Source organism: Tropicibacter sp. S64 (assembly GCF_049803835.1).
GTDB lineage: Bacteria > Pseudomonadota > Alphaproteobacteria > Rhodobacterales > Rhodobacteraceae > Pacificoceanicola.
Genome location: NZ_JBNAGK010000014.1, coordinates 43,509 through 58,198, shown reverse-complemented (window position 1 = coordinate 58,198; position 14,690 = coordinate 43,509). Strand labels below are relative to the sequence as shown.

The window sequence follows — 14,690 nt, the reverse complement described above, 5'->3', positions numbered from 1 at the left end:
TTTTGCGAAGACAAAATTTTCCCCCGGTCGGGTCTGGTCACAGACCCGAAATCCCCCGCGCCACCGCCTCCGCATGGGTCAGCACCAGCATGTGTCCCGCGCCCGGCACCACCACGTCCCGCGCATCTGGCAGCCGTTCCATCAATCCTGCATGAACCTGCTCGATGATCGGCACGGTCTGCTCGCCCCGGATCAGGGTCACCGGACAGCGCAGGGCCTCCAGACGGCCCGGGGCCAGCAGGCCGTGGCTGTCGCGCCAGAGGCTCGGTTCGGTGGCGGCGACGAAGGGCATGCCAAGAGCCATACCTTCCTGCACCGCCGCCGGAAAGCTGTCCCAGGGAATGCCGCCGCCCCAGATGGCATTGAAGCAGCGGGCAGCCGCCGCGTGATCCCCGGTCTGGAACACCGCGAAGAACGCTTCTTCCCGCTCCCGGTGCGCCTCGACCCCCTCCCGCCCTTCGGCGGCGGCGAAGAACACCGGCTCGATCAGGGTCAGCGCAGCCACCCGTTCGGGCGTCTCCAGCGCCAGACGCAGCGCCACGGTGGCCCCGAAGCTGTGGCCGACGAGGTGCAGATCGTCGCACATCAGCGGCCGGACCGCTGCTGTCGCCTGATCGTGTACGTCCGGCCCGTCCCGGAAGGCCGCGCTGCGGCCGTGGCCGGGCAGGTCCGGAGCCGTCAGGGTGAACCCCGGCAGGTGCGCAGCGACCCCCTTCCACATGGTTCCGCTGCCCAATCCGCAATGCAGGGCCAGCATCCGTCCGGCCCCATCCCCGAAGCTGCGCAGCCCGATCGCCGGTGCCTCGAGCGTCGTCATCAGAGTGTTCCGGCAAGATGCGCGTCGAGATCCTCCAGCCGGTCCTGACCCCAGAACAGCTGCCCGCTGTCCACCGCGTAGGTGGGCGCACCGAAGACACCGCGCGTCACCGCTTCGTCGAGATTGCGCTCGTACGTCTCCGCCCCGACAAGCAGGCCGCTGTCCGCCAGTTTCGGATCGAACCCGGCTTCGCTCAGGCAGGCGCGGATGGTCTCGTCCTCCGCCACGTCCTTCTGATCGGCCCAGACGCTGCGCGTGATGGCATGACACAGCAGGCCAAGGTCTCCACCGCCGGCGTTCTGGGCCGCGATGACGGCATAGCTGCTGGGCGCCATGTTGGTCGGCCAATGCGCCGGTTTGAGATTGAACGGCATGCCCAGCTTCTTTGCCTGCCGGGTCAGTTCCTGGGCGCGGTAGGCCATCCGGTTCGGGTGTCGCTCGCCCGGGGGCGTGCCTCCGGTGCGGGCAAACAGCGCGAGGATGTCGAGCGGCTTATAGGTGATCGTCGCACCGTGCCGGGCCGCGATCTCCTCCAGCCGGGTGCCCGCGAGATAGGCATAAGGCGAGAGTGTCGCAAAAAAGTAGTCGATGTGAGCCATGGTGTCGCCCTTCCCCCGTAACGCTGGCAGGGACAGTACGGTCATGTTAACGGGACCGCAACTGACCGAATCCTGACCCGCCGGAGCTGCCGCCATGCCCACCGTCATCGAACCGAAGCTGATCTCGGGAAATTCCAACAAGCCGCTTGCGCAGGCGATTGCCAAGCGGATGTCACTGTACCGGGGGATGAGCGTCGGTCTCGTCGATGCCCGGGTCGAGCGGTTCAACGATGCGGAGATCTTCGTCGAGGTCTACGAGAACGTGCGCGGCGAGGACATGTTCATCATCCAGCCGACCTCGAACCCGGCGAATGACAACCTGATGGAGCTGCTGATCATGGCGGACGCGCTGCGCCGCTCCTCGGCGGCCCGCATCACCGCCGTCATTCCCTACTTCGGCTATGCCCGTCAGGACCGCCGCACGAAGGCACGGACGCCGATCACCGCCAAGCTTGTGGCGAACATGATGGTCGAGGCGGGGATCGAGCGCATCCTGACGCTGGACCTGCACGCGGCGCAGATTCAGGGCTTCTTCGACATCCCGGTGGACAACCTCTACGCCTCGCCGATCTTCGCGCTCGACATTCTCAAGCAGTTCAAGGGCCAGATGGACGACATCATGGTCGTCTCGCCGGACGTGGGCGGCGTGGCGCGGGCGCGGGAACTGGCAAAGCGGATCAACGCACCGCTGTCCATCGTGGACAAGCGCCGGGAAAAGCCGGGCGAGGTTGCCGAGATGACGGTGATCGGGGAAGTCACCGGCAAGAAATGCTTCATCGTCGACGACATGTGCGATACGGCGGGCACGCTGTGCAAGGCGGCGGAGGTGCTGATGGACCACGGCGCGACCGAGGTGCACGCCTATATCTCCCACGGCGTGATGAGCGGCCCGGCGGTGGAGCGGGTGTCGAAGTCCGTCATGAAGTCGCTGGTGCTGACCGACTCGATCCAGCCGACGGAGGCTGTCCTCGGCTGCCCGAACATCCGCATCCTGCCGACCGCGCCGATGTTCGCCCAGTCGATCCTGAACATCTGGAACGGCACGTCAGTTTCGTCGCTGTTCGAAACAGAGACGCTTGGGCCGATCTATGAGGGTATTCTCTGAGCCGGTTGATCCGGATCATTGAGGGTTTTGAAGGGCCGTCCCAAACTCGGGGCGGCCCTTCGTTTTCGGGAGTTCCGCATGCGGTTACTGCTCGCCTTCCTCCTCCTCTGGCCCGCGCTGGCACTGGCGCAGGCCGATGCGCATGACGTCTATGAGAGCGCCTGCGCCCGCTGCCATACGGCGCACGCCGGGGCCTTTGTCTTCGAGGCGATGAAGGCACAGGACGGCGTTCTGACGGGTCTGAGGAGCGGCAAGCCGGTGGGGGCTTTCCTTGCGCAGGGGCATGGCAGGGTGAGCGCAGAAGAGGCGACGCTGCTGACGGAGCATTTCAAAGTCGTGCTCGCAGGCGGGCGGGTGTTTCAGGAGAAATGCGCCATCTGCCACGGTCGGGCGCGGGAACTGGTGCGGCTCAAGCTGATCGTGAAGGACGGGGTGCTGGTCGGGCGGTATTCGGGCGTGGAGGTCGAACCGTTCTTGAGCGGCCACGGCAGGCTGCGCCCGGAGGAGGTTCCGGTGGTGCTCGAGCGGCTCAGGCGGTTTCTGGAATAAAACCCGTCAATAAAGCTCCCAATCATCCTCGGAGGTGACCTCGCCAATTGCGGTCCAGCTCATGCGGACACGGGCGACGCGAGTGTCGGACCAGGTGCGGAAGACGAGGTCGAAATGCTCCTCGGTGATGTTCTCCGCGGCGATGTCGGCGCGGACGTTGGCGCCCTGATCCATGTCCCAGAGCGACAGCGAGACCTGCACGGTTGGGATACTGCGGAAAGGCTCGGAGAATTTCACCCGCTTGCGGCGCTCGCGGGAGCCGTGGCCGGTCCACATGTCGCCGCCGGAGGCGAAGTCGGAAAAGACCTCGTCATTGCCCTGATCCACCCCGATCAGCGAACCCACGTATTTCTTCATAAGGCACCTCGTCGCAATGCCCGGACTTTGGCCGAGATCGCGCGGGATTTGAACGGGCAAGATGCGGGAAAGGTCAATTTCGCGGTAAGCCTTTCATTCCGGGTCCAGCACCGAGCCTTCCTGCGAAGGTGGCAAACGCAGCGCACCGACTTCGTCGAGACCGCCGAGGATGGCATCCACGGCGACGGTGGCGAGCACGATGCCCATCACGCGGCTGATGACACCCGCTCCGGTGTTGCCCAGGATCTTCTTGAGCCGGGCGGCCAGGAGAAGGAGCAGCAGCGTGACCAGCATGACGAAGGTCAGCAGCCCTGCGGTGATCACCTGCTCCTGGACGGAGTGGCGATGGTTGTCGGTCAGCACCACGATCGCCAGCATGGCGCCGGGCGAGGCGATGGACGGCATGGCAAGCGGGAAGACCGCGCCGGAGAGGTGATCGCGCTCGGCGGAGTGGATCTCCTGCTCGGGCTTGCTCTCGCCGAAGATCATGGTCAGCGCAAAGAGAAAGAGGATAATTCCCCCGGCAATCTGGAACGAGCCAAAGCGCAGGCCGAGTCCTTCGAGCAGCCATTGCCCCGCCAGCAGGAAGGCCAGCAGCACCAGCCAGGCAACCAGCACGGCGCGGATGGCGAAGCGGCGATGCAACGCCACGGGGACTGTTGCGGTTGCGAAGTAGAAGACCGGCAGGGTGCCGATGGGGTCGATGACAACGAAGAGCGTGATCAGCTCCCGCAACATGCCGGTAAAGTCGAGTGAGAAATCCATGGCTGTCCTGTATGCGCTCCCTTGGCAGATAGCGTTTCTGCGGCGCGGCGCAACGGGTATTGGCACCGGTTGCGACGGTTCAGCGGTTTTGGGCAAACCACTGCACGATGGCGGGCATGTCGCGCTCGAAACCGCCGGGCAGGAAGATGTTCAGGAGGGTTGCAAGCGCGTTGGTGCGATTGCGGAAGTCATGCGTGACGCCGGCCGGGATACGCAGGAAGGCGCACGGTGCGTGGCTCTACCACTAGTCTCCGACCAAAAGTTCTGATGTGCCGGAAAGGACAAGGAACAGTTCGTCATTGGCCTCGTGCAAATGGGGGCCGACATCCTCGAAACCGGGATGCACGGTCCATTCGGAGACAGAATACCGCGCGCCGGCTTCCGCCTCGTCGGCTTTGAACCGCGCTTGCAAGAGACCCATGTCATAGGGAAGGCCCTCTCCTGCCGCGAAACTGATGACCTGCTTTTCAGGATCGTCCTTAACGGCGACGGGTCGGGGGGGCGGTATGCATGGCGACGCGCTCTCCTGCGATGGGTGTCAGACTCATCCTGCCGTATCGGCCCTGGTAATGTCATCCCGGTCCCGCACCAACTATACCACAAGGCAAAAGGCCCCGCGCTGGGAGCGCAGGGCCTTTCGTGTTGGGCATTGTCGACGCGTCAGAGCGAGGGCTGTTTCGGATCGAGGCCGATGTGCGTGCCCACGGCGACCATGTCCTGCAACAGCTTGGCCGCATCATCGACGGGGCCGGGCTCGTTCTGGAAGGCTTCCTTGGTCTGCTTGTAGGCGTTGTGTGCCTCTTCGACCAGGGCTTCGTAGGTGGCCTGGTCCATGTCCGCGCGCGGCAGCGCCTTCTCCGCCAGAACGGACAGGCTCTCGCCGATCTCGGCGAAACCGCCGGTCACCACGAACTGCTCGGTTCCCGTCTCGGTTTCGACCGTGAGGATGCCGGGGCGCAGGGTGGTGATCGTCGGGGCGTGGTTCGGCATGGCGGTCATGTCGCCATCCGCACCCGGGATCTGCACGGACTTGACCTTCGTGGAAAGAAGGCTGCGCTCCGGGCTGACCAGATCGAATTGCATTGTCTCTGCCATTTGGCTCTCCTTGGAGCGCAAGGTGGGTCACAGCCCCACCCTACACCACGTCTTGAGACTGGGGTGTAGGGTGGGTTTTCAACCCACCCCCGCCCGGTTTATCAGGCGGCGTCCGCTGCCATCTTCTCGGCCTTGGCCAGCACCTCGTCGATGCCGCCGACCATGTAGAAGGCACCTTCCGGCAGGTGGTCGTACTTGCCGGCCACAACGTCCTTGAAGGACGCGATGGTGTCGGCGAGCGGAACCTGCACACCGTCGGAGCCGGTGAAGACCTTTGCCACGTCGAACGGCTGGGACAGGAAGCGCTGGATCTTCCGGGCGCGGGCCACGGTCAGCTTGTCCTCTTCCGACAGTTCGTCCATGCCGAGGATGGCGATGATGTCCTGCAGCGACTTGTATTTCTGCAGGATACCCTGGACGTCACGGGCGACGTTGTAGTGCTCTTCGCCGACGATCTGCGGGTCCATGAGACGCGAGGACGAGTCCAGCGGGTCCACGGCCGGGTAGATGCCGAGTTCGGAGATCGCACGCGACAGAACCGTGGTTGCGTCGAGGTGGGCGAAGGTGGTGGCCGGTGCCGGGTCGGTAAGGTCGTCCGCCGGAACGTAGACGGCCTGGATCGAGGTGATCGAGCCGTTCTTCGTCGAGGTGATGCGTTCCTGCATCGCGCCCATGTCCGTCGCCAGCGTCGGCTGGTAGCCCACGGCCGACGGGATACGGCCGAGAAGTGCGGACACCTCGGAACCGGCCTGCGTGAAGCGGAAGATGTTGTCCACGAAGAACAGAACGTCGGTGCCGGACTGGTCACGGAACTGCTCCGCGAGGGTCAGGCCGGTCAGGGCGACGCGGGCGCGGGCGCCCGGCGGCTCGTTCATCTGGCCGTAGACGAGGGCCACCTGGGACTCCTCGAGGTTGTCCGGCTTGATGACGTTGGATTCGATCATCTCGTGGTAGAGGTCGTTGCCCTCACGGGTGCGCTCACCCACGCCGGCGAACACGGAGTAGCCCGAGTGCACCTTCGCGATGTTGTTGATGAGTTCCATGATGAGAACGGTCTTGCCCACGCCGGCGCCGCCGAACAGGCCGATCTTGCCGCCCTTGGAGTAGGGAGCCAGCAGGTCGATGACCTTGATGCCGGTTTCGAGCACTTCGGAGGCAGTGGACTGCTGTTCGAAGGTCGGGGCCGGCTGGTGGATCGCGCGGTATTCGGTCGCGTTCAGCGGTGCGCCTTCGTCCACCGGCTCGCCGATGACGTTCAGGATACGGCCAAGGGTCGCGTTGCCGACGGGCACGGAGATCGGGCCGCCGGTATCGGACACTTCCTGACCACGGACGAGACCTTCGGTCGCGTCCATGGCGATGGTGCGCACGGTGTTTTCGCCGAGGTGCTGAGCCACTTCCAGAACGAGGGTCTTGTCGCCGTTGGTGGTGTTCAGCGCGTTGAGGATTTCCGGCAGGTGGCCGTCGAACTGAACGTCGACCACGGCGCCAATCACCTGGGTGATCTTGCCTTTTGCGTTTGCCATAAAATGGTTCTCCGGTGTCTTAGAGCGCCTCGGCGCCCGAGATGATTTCGATCAGTTCGTTCGTGATGACGGCCTGGCGCGAACGGTTGAACTCGATGGTCAGCTTGTCGATCATCTCGCCCGCGTTGCGCGTCGCGTTGTCCATGGCCGACATCCGGGCGCCCTGTTCGGAAGCGCCGTTCTCGAGCAGCGCCGAGAAGATCTGTGTCGCCACGCCGCGCGGCAGCAGGTCAGCAAGGATGGCTTCTTCATCGGGCTCGTAATCGTAGAGCGTCGATGCGCCGTCCGCTGCCTCCCTCTCCGCCTGTTCGTAGGCAGCGGGGATGACCTGCAGGGCCGTCGGAACCTGGGCGATGACGGACTGGAACTTCGCATAGAAGATCGTCGCCACATCGAATTCGCCGTTGTCGAACCGGGTCAGAAGCTCGCGGGCGATGCCCTGGGCGTCGCCGTAGCCGATCTTCTTGACCTCGCTCAGGTCCACGTGGCCGACCGAAAGCGAACCGTAGTCACGCTTCAGCTGTTCGCGGCCCTTCTTGCCCACGGTCAGGACCTTGACGGTCTTGCCCGCAGCCTTGAGCTGCTCGATCCGGGTCTTGGCCAGTTTCACGATGTTGGTGTTGAAACCACCGCACAGGCCGCGTTCCGAAGTCATCACGACGAGCAGATGCACGTCGTCCTTGCCCGTCCCGGCGAGGAGCCGGGGCGCGCTGTCACTCTTGCCGACCGAGGCGGCCAGCGACGCCATCACACCATTGAAGCGGTCCGCATAGGGGCGGGCCGCCTCGGCCGCATCCTGGGCGCGGCGCAGTTTTGCTGCCGCGACCATCTGCATGGCCTTGGTGATCTTGCGGGTCGACTTGACCGACACGATCCTGTTTTTCAGGTCCTTGAGGCTCGGCATTCGTCGATCCCCTTACGCGAAGTCTGCGGCGTATTCGTTCAGAACGGCCTTGATCTTGTCTTCCGCGTCGCCCTTGATCTTCGGATCCTCGTTGGTGATCCACTCCAGGAGCTCCGGGTTCTTCGAGCGCACGTGCGCCAGAAGACCGGCCTCGAAGCGGCCAACGTCGCGGACGGCAACCTTGTCGAGGTAACCCATGGTGCCCGCGCAGATCACGAGAACGATCTCGGCGTTGGTCAGCGGCGAGTACTGCGGCTGCTTCATCAGCTCGGTCAGACGCGCACCGCGGTTCAGCAGCTGCTGGGTCGCGGCGTCGAGGTCGGAGCCGAACTGGGCGAAGGCCGCCATTTCGCGGTATTGGGCCAGCGACAGCTTGATCGGGCCTGCGACAGACTTCATCGAGTTGGTCTGAGCCGAGGAACCCACGCGGGACACGGACAGACCGGTGTTCACGGCGGGGCGGATGCCCTGGTAGAACAGTTCGGTTTCGAGGAAGATCTGGCCGTCGGTGATGGAGATCACGTTGGTCGGAATGAACGCGGACACGTCACCGCCCTGGGTCTCGATGATCGGCAGAGCCGTCAGCGAGCCGGCGCCGTTGTCTTCATTCAGCTTCGCGGACCGCTCGAGCAGGCGGGAGTGGAGGTAGAACACGTCGCCCGGGTAGGCTTCGCGGCCCGGCGGGCGGCGGAGCAGCAGGGACATCTGACGGTAGGACACGGCCTGCTTGGAGAGGTCATCATAGATGATGAGGGCGTGCTTGCCGTTGTCGCGGAAGTACTCGGCCATCGCGGTTGCGGAGTACGGCGCGAGGAACTGCATCGGAGCCGGGTCGGAGGCGGTGGCCGCCACGACGATCGAGTACTCGATCGCGCCGGATTCTTCGAGCTTCTTCACCAGCTGCGCCACGGTGGAGCGCTTCTGACCCACGGCGACGTAGATGCAGTAGAGCTTCTTGCTCTCGTCGTCACCTGCGGCGTCGTTGTAGGACTTCTGGTTCAGGATCGCGTCGAGCGCCACGGCGGTCTTGCCGGTCTGACGGTCGCCGATGATCAGCTCGCGCTGGCCACGGCCGATCGGGATCATGGCGTCCACGGCCTTGAGGCCGGTGGCCATCGGCTCGTGCACGGATTTGCGCGGGATGATGCCCGGTGCCTTCACGTCGGCGATGCGGCGCTCCTCGAACTGGATCGGGCCCTTGCCGTCCAGCGGGTTGCCGAGACCGTCGACGACGCGACCCAGAAGGCCCTTGCCCGCCGGAACGTCCACGATGGAGTTCGTGCGCTTGACGGTGTCGCCTTCCTTGATGTCCCGGTCGGAGCCGAAGATCACGACGCCGACGTTGTCGGTTTCGAGGTTCAGGGCCATGCCCATGATACCGCCGGGGAATTCGACCATCTCACCGGCCTGCACGGCATCGAGGCCGTACACGCGGGCAATACCGTCACCGACGGAGAGCACGCGGCCGATCTCGGCAACTTCGGCATCCTGGCCAAAGTTCTTGATCTGGTCTTTCAGGATCGCAGAAATCTCTGCTGCTTGGATACCCATTTATCCGACCTCTTTCATTGCATTCTGGAGGGAGGCGAGCTTGGCCTTGATCGACGTGTCGATCATCCGCGAGCCCAACTTGACGACAAGACCGCCGATGAGGCTTTCATCGACGGTCGCATTGATTTTGACATCGCTGCCAACCTGCGCCTTGAGCGTCTCGGCGAGACGGGCGGACTGGTCGGCGCTGAGCGGCTGGGCGGAGACCACGTCCGCGGTCACTTCGCCCTTCTCGGTGGCGATCATCTCGCGCAGGCGGCGCACCATGGCGGGCACCACGAAAAGACGGCGCTTCTGGGCCATCAGGCCAAGCGCGTTCGTCAGGACATCCAGCAGGCCCATCTTGCTTGCCACGGCCGTGATGGCCGCACCCTGTTCGTCGCGCGCATAGATCGGCGAGCTGAGCAGATCGCGCAGTTCGGCGCTTTCGTCCAGCGCGGCAGAGAGGTCATCGAGACTGGCTTCGAGCTGGGGAAGCGCGTTGGCTTCCTTCACGAGTCCGAAGACGGCGGTGGCATAGCGCTCGGCGATGCCGGAGGAAACTGAGGCTGATTCAGACACGTCCACCCTTCCGATATAAGGCCCCCGTGTCGCACGGGTACTCCCGGCGGCCGAGGGCTTGGTCGCACCTTGAAGTCTGACAAGGCGATATTGATCGGGGCGGATGTAGCAGAGCCCTTGGTTTGTCGCAACATCCTAACAGTTATTTAAGACTCGGTAGTTTCCCTTTCAATTCAAGGTCTTGCCTCAAGTGCGACCATAGGTGCGGCAAAAAAGGGCAAAATTTCTCGGGTTTTGCGGCAAGAACGGCGGGTCATCGGCGGATTCTGCCTGTGTGAGCGGGCGTCGATTGCCTCTCCTGACGGCCTCCACGAGCGGCCCGCATGGATTTCGGCAAGGCGCGGGGCGCCGCTGCGGGACGGCGGGCGGGGCGCCTTCCGGCTTCCCCGACGGGAAGCCGGAACAGCGGCGTCCGGCGGCCGCGTCAGACGGGTTTCGCCACCTTTCCCGGCTTCGGCGCCAGCACTTCCAGCGGATTGAGCATCCGCGCCGCCTCACCGACGCCGCGCCGGGTCGGCGGGTAACGTTTCGAGGCAACGACCATCATCACGCCCCCTGCCATCACCGCCGGGATCGCGCGCCCGGTGTTTTCCCAGATCGGCGCGGTCTTCATCCAGAACCGCCGGGTCGAAGGCGGCTGGTAGAGCACGCTGACGTGGCTTTCGGGGATGAAGTCGTGCCGCTTGAGCTGCGCCTCCAGCTGGCTGCGGGAATAGGGGCGGCCATAGCCGAACGGCGTCGCATCGGACCGCGCCCAGAGCCCGGAACGGTTCGGCAGGATGAACAGCGCCTGCCCGCCGGGGCCGAGCACGCGATAACATTCGTCGAGCAGTTCGGAGGGGTTTTCGGAGGTCTCCAGCCCGTGCATCAGAACCAGCCGGTCGATGTGCCCGGTCTCGATCGGCCAGCTGTGCTCTTCGCAGAGGACCGAGACGTTGGGCATCCCGGCAGGCCAGGGCATCACCCCCTGCGGCCCGGGCATCAGCCCGATCACCCGGCGCGAGTCCGCGAGGTACGGGCGCAGCAGCGGCACGGCGAAACCGAAGCCCGCCACGGTCTGGCCTTTCAGTTTCCCTTCAGGCCAGAACACCCGTGTCTGGCGGCGAATGATGGCCTGCGCCGCGCGCCCGAGCGCGTTGCGATAGTAGAAATCCCGCAATGTCTGTACATCCAGATGCATTGCACCTCGCCCGCCGATGGGTTTGACTGGAGTTAACCCCGACCTCGCGCGAAAGGAAAGCCCATGGCCCTGGAGATCGTCACCGTCCCCTGTCTCAAGGACAACTACGCCTATCTGGTGAAGGGACCGGATGGCGTGGCGGTGATCGACGCACCGGAAGCCGCGCCCCTGATCGCGGCGCTGGACGAACGCGGCTGGACCCCCGGTGTCATCATGCTGACCCACCACCACTGGGACCACGTCGAGGGCATACCCGGCCTCAAGGAGCGTTGGCCAGACTTGGTGATCATGGGGCCGAAGGCCGAAGAAGCGAAACTCCCGCCCGTCGACATGGTTCTGGAAAACGGCTTCGAAGGCGGAACGGACGAAGGCCTCTGCCGTGTGATCCCGGTGCCGGGGCACACGCTCGGGCATGTGGCGTATCACTATCCAAAGGCGGGTGCCGTGTTCACCGCCGACAGCCTGATGGCCCTTGGCTGTGGACGGGTCTTCGAAGGCACGCCGGAGATGATGTACGAAAGCCTGATGCGTCTCGCCGCCCTGCCCCCGGAAACAATGGTCTATTCGGGCCACGAGTACACAACGTCGAACGCGAAATTCGCGCTGACCATTGAACCCGGCAACACCGCGCTTAAATTGCGGGTAGACGAGATTTCCCGTGCCCGTGCCGACGGGCACCCCACCGCCCAGGTTCCGCTCTCGCTGGAACTGGCCACCAACCCTTTCCTTCGGGCCTCGGACCCGGGCGTCAAGGCCGCCCTCGGAATGGAAACCGCTTCGGATGTCGCCGTTTTCACCGAAATCCGCGCCCGCAAGGATCGCTTCTGATCCGGTGAGCATTTCATCACACGCATAAAATGTGACCGGCCCGGACTGAGAAAATACTTGAAGGTTTGGCGTTATAGACCAAACTTTAAGGTAATGAGGCGAAGCTGATCCCCGGATCGGCGCATAGCAAGAGGAGCACACTCGTGCCTTCATTCTCGAACACCCTGGAGCAGGCAATCCACTCGGCGCTGGCCCTGGCCAATTCGCGCAGCCACGAGTTTGCCACCCTCGAACACCTTTTGCTGGCCCTGATCGACGAGCCCGACGCCGTGCGCGTCATGAAGGCCTGTTCGGTCGATACCGAAGAGCTGCGAACCACCCTGGTCGAGTTCATCGACGAAGACCTGTCCAACCTCGTGACCGACATCGAAGGCTCCGAAGCGGTGCCCACCGCCGCGTTCCAGCGCGTGATCCAGCGCGCTGCCATCCATGTGCAGTCGTCGGGCCGGACAGAGGTGACCGGCGCAAACGTGCTGGTCGCCATCTTCGCCGAACGCGAGTCGAACGCGGCCTACTTCCTGCAGGAGCAGGAAATGACGCGCTACGATGCGGTGAACTTCATCGCGCACGGCGTGGCAAAGAACCCGGCATACGGCGAGTCCCGTCCGGTTCAGGGCGCCCCGGAAGAGGAAGCGCAGGCCCCGGAAGCCGAGGCGCCGTCCGCCGACAAGGAATCCGCGCTTGCGAAATACTGCGTTGATCTCAATGCGAAATCTCGCGAGGGCGACATCGACCCGCTGATCGGCCGCGACCACGAGGTCGAGCGCTGCATCCAGGTGCTCTGCCGCCGTCGCAAGAACAACCCACTCTTGGTGGGTGATCCCGGCGTGGGCAAGACTGCGATCGCCGAGGGTCTGGCGCGCAAGATCGTCGCGGGCGAGACGCCGGAAGTGTTGTCCGACACCACGATCTACAGCCTCGACATGGGGGCGCTGCTGGCCGGCACCCGCTATCGCGGCGACTTCGAAGAGCGGCTGAAGGCTGTTGTGACCGAACTGGAGGATCACGAAGACGCGGTTCTCTTCATCGACGAGATTCACACCGTGATCGGCGCCGGGGCGACCTCTGGCGGCGCGATGGATGCGTCCAACCTGCTCAAGCCTGCGCTGCAGGGCGGCAAGCTGCGCTGCATGGGCTCGACCACCTACAAGGAATTCCGCCAGCACTTCGAGAAGGACCGTGCGCTGAGCCGCCGGTTCCAGAAGATCGACGTGAACGAGCCGTCGGTCGAAGATGCGGTCAAGATCCTCAAGGGCCTCAAGCCCTATTTCGAGGAGCATCACGGCGTGAAATACACCGCCGATGCCATCCGCACCGCTGTGGAACTGTCGGCCCGCTACATCAACGACCGCAAGCTGCCGGACAAGGCCATCGACGTGATCGACGAGGCTGGTGCCGCGCAGCATCTCGTCACGGAGTCGAAGCGCCGCAAGACCATCGGCGTCAAGGAGATCGAGAATGTCGTGGCGAAGATCGCCCGCATTCCGCCGAAGAACGTCTCCAAGGACGACGCGGAAGTGCTCAAGGATCTGGAGAAGTCGCTCAAGCGCGTTGTTTTCGGTCAGGACAAGGCCATAGAGGCGCTGTCGTCGGCGATCAAGCTGGCCCGGGCCGGCCTGCGCGAACCGGAGAAGCCGATCGGCAACTATCTCTTTGCCGGTCCCACCGGCGTCGGCAAGACCGAGGTGGCCAAACAGCTGGCTTCTACACTGGGCGTCGAGCTGCTGCGTTTCGACATGTCTGAGTACATGGAGAAGCACGCGGTCAGCCGCCTGATCGGTGCACCTCCTGGGTATGTCGGCTTCGATCAGGGCGGCCAGCTGACCGATGGCGTGGACCAGCATCCGCATTGCGTCCTGCTGCTCGACGAAATCGAGAAGGCACATCCGGATGTCTACAACATCCTGTTGCAGGTGATGGACCACGGCTCGCTGACCGACCACAACGGCCGGACGGTGGATTTCCGCAACGTGATCCTGATCATGACCTCCAACGCGGGGGCCGCGGAGCAGGCGAAGTCGGCCATCGGCTTTGGCCGGGATCGTCGCGAAGGCGAGGATACGGCGGCCATCGAACGCACGTTCACGCCGGAGTTCCGCAACCGCCTCGACGCGGTCATCAGCTTTGCGCCGCTGCCGAAAGACACGATCCTGCAGGTGGTCGAGAAGTTCGTGCTGCAACTGGAAGCCCAGCTTCTGGACCGCAACGTGACCATCGAGCTGACGCGCCCCGCCGCGGAATGGCTCGCGGACAAGGGCTACGACGACAAGATGGGGGCCCGCCCGCTCGGCCGCGTGATCCAGGAGCACATCAAGAAGCCGCTGGCGGAGGAATTGCTGTTCGGCAAGCTCGCCAAGGGCGGCGTGGTGAAGGTCTCCGTCAAGGATGGCGAACTGGTGCTGGGTATCGAAGGGCCGGAGAATCCGCGCCTGAGTTCGAAGAAACCGCCGCTTCTCACCGCGGAATGAAACCGGGTCTTCCTTTGCCCTGAAACGCCTCACCGCCGCGGGACCAGCTCTCGCGGCGGACGCATGTCTGGACCTGTCCATTGCCTGCACCCTCGGGCAGGATTGCACCATCGAAGCCTATGGCGGTCGTGAGCCGGGGCCGGACCGGATGGATCCGAACTGCGGGTTGCCGACGCGGGACGGACACCGGGGTATCGACTTTGCCTGGGGCGTCTACGATTCCGTGAATTCCGGCATCGCCATGCTCACCAGTGCCAGCGGCATCGTCGAGGCCGTGCGCGGTGGCGTGCCGGACACTTTCCCTGCCACAGGATTCGAGGGCGATCAGCAGTGCGGCAACGCGGTTCGACTCGGCCGCTCACGACCCTGACCTGCCAGTTGGCGG

Annotated in this window: 16 protein-coding genes; 6 read left to right on the top strand and 10 right to left on the bottom strand. The window is 64.3% G+C overall.

The features are described 5' to 3' along the window. Nucleotides 1–37: 37 nt before the first annotated feature. A complete protein-coding gene (locus ACP159_RS20290; RefSeq protein ID WP_425101538.1) occupies nt 38–817 on the bottom strand; it encodes an alpha/beta fold hydrolase in 780 nt (259 codons plus the stop codon). Further along, a complete protein-coding gene (locus tag ACP159_RS20285) occupies nt 817–1,416 on the bottom strand; it encodes a 2-hydroxychromene-2-carboxylate isomerase (protein ID WP_425101537.1) in 600 nt (199 codons plus the stop codon). The genes ACP159_RS20290 and ACP159_RS20285 overlap by 1 nt, the downstream gene beginning before the upstream one ends. Nucleotides 1,417–1,510: 94 nt before the next feature. On the opposite strand from ACP159_RS20285, the gene ACP159_RS20280 reads away from it, so the two are divergent. Next, complete coding sequence (locus ACP159_RS20280) at nt 1,511–2,521, top strand: ribose-phosphate pyrophosphokinase (RefSeq protein WP_425101536.1); 1,011 nt, start codon at nt 1,511–1,513, stop codon at nt 2,519–2,521. 78 nt (nt 2,522–2,599) lie between these two features. Beyond that, nucleotides 2,600–3,070, top strand: a complete 471-nt coding sequence (locus tag ACP159_RS20275; RefSeq protein WP_425101535.1) for a c-type cytochrome — start codon at nt 2,600–2,602, stop codon at nt 3,068–3,070. 6 nt (nt 3,071–3,076) lie between these two features. Here the strand turns inward: ACP159_RS20275 and ACP159_RS20270 are convergent, their stop codons facing one another. Both ACP159_RS20270 and ACP159_RS20265 read right to left on the bottom strand, forming a co-directional pair. After that, the gene (locus ACP159_RS20270) at nt 3,077–3,427 is read right to left on the bottom strand and encodes an H-type lectin domain-containing protein (protein WP_425101534.1); all 351 of its coding nucleotides are present in this window, start codon (nt 3,425–3,427) and stop codon (nt 3,077–3,079) included. Between the two features lie 93 nt (nt 3,428–3,520). Continuing rightward, entirely contained in the window at nt 3,521–4,192 is a 672-nt protein-coding gene (locus ACP159_RS20265; protein ID WP_425101533.1) for a MarC family protein, read from the bottom strand. On the opposite strand from ACP159_RS20265, the gene ACP159_RS20260 reads away from it, so the two are divergent. After that, complete coding sequence (locus ACP159_RS20260; RefSeq protein ID WP_425101532.1) at nt 4,191–4,460, top strand: hypothetical protein; 270 nt, start codon at nt 4,191–4,193, stop codon at nt 4,458–4,460. The two genes, ACP159_RS20265 and ACP159_RS20260, sit on opposite strands and share 2 nt — an antisense overlap. A gap of 392 nt (nt 4,461–4,852) precedes the next feature. On the opposite strand, the gene ACP159_RS20255 is transcribed toward ACP159_RS20260, so the two are convergent. From ACP159_RS20255 to ACP159_RS20230, 6 genes are all read right to left on the bottom strand, one after another. After that, nucleotides 4,853–5,287 carry a F0F1 ATP synthase subunit epsilon gene (locus ACP159_RS20255; protein WP_425101531.1) on the bottom strand — a complete coding sequence of 145 codons (435 nt, stop codon included), beginning with the start codon at nt 5,285–5,287 and terminating at the stop codon, nt 4,853–4,855. Nucleotides 5,288–5,388: 101 nt separating this feature from the next. Next, nucleotides 5,389–6,813: a F0F1 ATP synthase subunit beta gene (gene atpD, locus ACP159_RS20250; protein WP_425101530.1), complete on the bottom strand. Its 1,425-nt coding sequence runs from the start codon at nt 6,811–6,813 to the stop codon at nt 5,389–5,391. 19 nt (nt 6,814–6,832) lie between these two features. Further along, complete coding sequence (locus tag ACP159_RS20245; RefSeq protein WP_425101529.1) at nt 6,833–7,717, bottom strand: F0F1 ATP synthase subunit gamma; 885 nt, start codon at nt 7,715–7,717, stop codon at nt 6,833–6,835. A 12-nt stretch (nt 7,718–7,729) separates the two neighbouring features. After that, a complete protein-coding gene (atpA, locus tag ACP159_RS20240; protein WP_425101528.1) occupies nt 7,730–9,268 on the bottom strand; it encodes a F0F1 ATP synthase subunit alpha in 1,539 nt (512 codons plus the stop codon). Continuing rightward, a complete protein-coding gene (locus ACP159_RS20235) occupies nt 9,269–9,829 on the bottom strand; it encodes a F0F1 ATP synthase subunit delta (RefSeq protein ID WP_425101527.1) in 561 nt (186 codons plus the stop codon). Nucleotides 9,830–10,253: 424 nt separating this feature from the next. Next, a complete protein-coding gene (locus tag ACP159_RS20230; RefSeq protein ID WP_425101526.1) occupies nt 10,254–11,009 on the bottom strand; it encodes a methyltransferase domain-containing protein in 756 nt (251 codons plus the stop codon). Between the two features lie 63 nt (nt 11,010–11,072). Here ACP159_RS20230 and gloB point away from each other — a divergent pair, with 63 nt between their 5' ends. From gloB to ACP159_RS20215, 3 genes are all read left to right on the top strand, one after another. Beyond that, nucleotides 11,073–11,837, top strand: coding sequence for a hydroxyacylglutathione hydrolase (gene gloB / locus ACP159_RS20225; protein ID WP_425101525.1), 765 nt, complete (start codon nt 11,073–11,075; stop codon nt 11,835–11,837). A gap of 143 nt (nt 11,838–11,980) precedes the next feature. Then, nucleotides 11,981–14,305 (top strand): ATP-dependent Clp protease ATP-binding subunit ClpA, encoded by a 2,325-nt coding sequence (gene clpA, locus ACP159_RS20220; protein ID WP_425101524.1) that lies wholly within the window; start codon nt 11,981–11,983, stop codon nt 14,303–14,305. Nucleotides 14,306–14,453: 148 nt separating this feature from the next. Further along, the gene (locus ACP159_RS20215; protein ID WP_425101523.1) at nt 14,454–14,675 is read left to right on the top strand and encodes a hypothetical protein; all 222 of its coding nucleotides are present in this window, start codon (nt 14,454–14,456) and stop codon (nt 14,673–14,675) included. Nucleotides 14,676–14,690 lie beyond the last annotated feature (15 nt).

Bases quoted from the DNA above. Each gene is read 5' to 3' on its own strand.
- ACP159_RS20290 (WP_425101538.1), bottom strand. From the start codon at position 817: ATGACGACGCTCGAGGCACCGGCGATCGGGCTGCGCAGCTTCGGGGAT.
- ACP159_RS20285 (WP_425101537.1), bottom strand. From the start codon at position 1,416: ATGGCTCACATCGACTACTTTTTTGCGACACTCTCGCCTTATGCCTAT.
- ACP159_RS20280 (WP_425101536.1), top strand. From the start codon at position 1,511: ATGCCCACCGTCATCGAACCGAAGCTGATCTCGGGAAATTCCAACAAG.
- ACP159_RS20275 (WP_425101535.1), top strand. From the start codon at position 2,600: ATGCGGTTACTGCTCGCCTTCCTCCTCCTCTGGCCCGCGCTGGCACTG.
- ACP159_RS20270 (WP_425101534.1), bottom strand. From the start codon at position 3,427: ATGAAGAAATACGTGGGTTCGCTGATCGGGGTGGATCAGGGCAATGAC.
- ACP159_RS20260 (WP_425101532.1), top strand. From the start codon at position 4,191: ATGGCTGTCCTGTATGCGCTCCCTTGGCAGATAGCGTTTCTGCGGCGC.
- ACP159_RS20265 (WP_425101533.1), bottom strand. From the start codon at position 4,192: ATGGATTTCTCACTCGACTTTACCGGCATGTTGCGGGAGCTGATCACG.
- ACP159_RS20255 (WP_425101531.1), bottom strand. From the start codon at position 5,287: ATGGCAGAGACAATGCAATTCGATCTGGTCAGCCCGGAGCGCAGCCTT.
- atpD (WP_425101530.1), bottom strand. From the start codon at position 6,813: ATGGCAAACGCAAAAGGCAAGATCACCCAGGTGATTGGCGCCGTGGTC.
- ACP159_RS20245 (WP_425101529.1), bottom strand. From the start codon at position 7,717: ATGCCGAGCCTCAAGGACCTGAAAAACAGGATCGTGTCGGTCAAGTCG.
- atpA (WP_425101528.1), bottom strand. From the start codon at position 9,268: ATGGGTATCCAAGCAGCAGAGATTTCTGCGATCCTGAAAGACCAGATC.
- ACP159_RS20230 (WP_425101526.1), bottom strand. From the start codon at position 11,009: ATGCATCTGGATGTACAGACATTGCGGGATTTCTACTATCGCAACGCG.
- gloB (WP_425101525.1), top strand. From the start codon at position 11,073: ATGGCCCTGGAGATCGTCACCGTCCCCTGTCTCAAGGACAACTACGCC.
- ACP159_RS20215 (WP_425101523.1), top strand. From the start codon at position 14,454: ATGGATCCGAACTGCGGGTTGCCGACGCGGGACGGACACCGGGGTATC.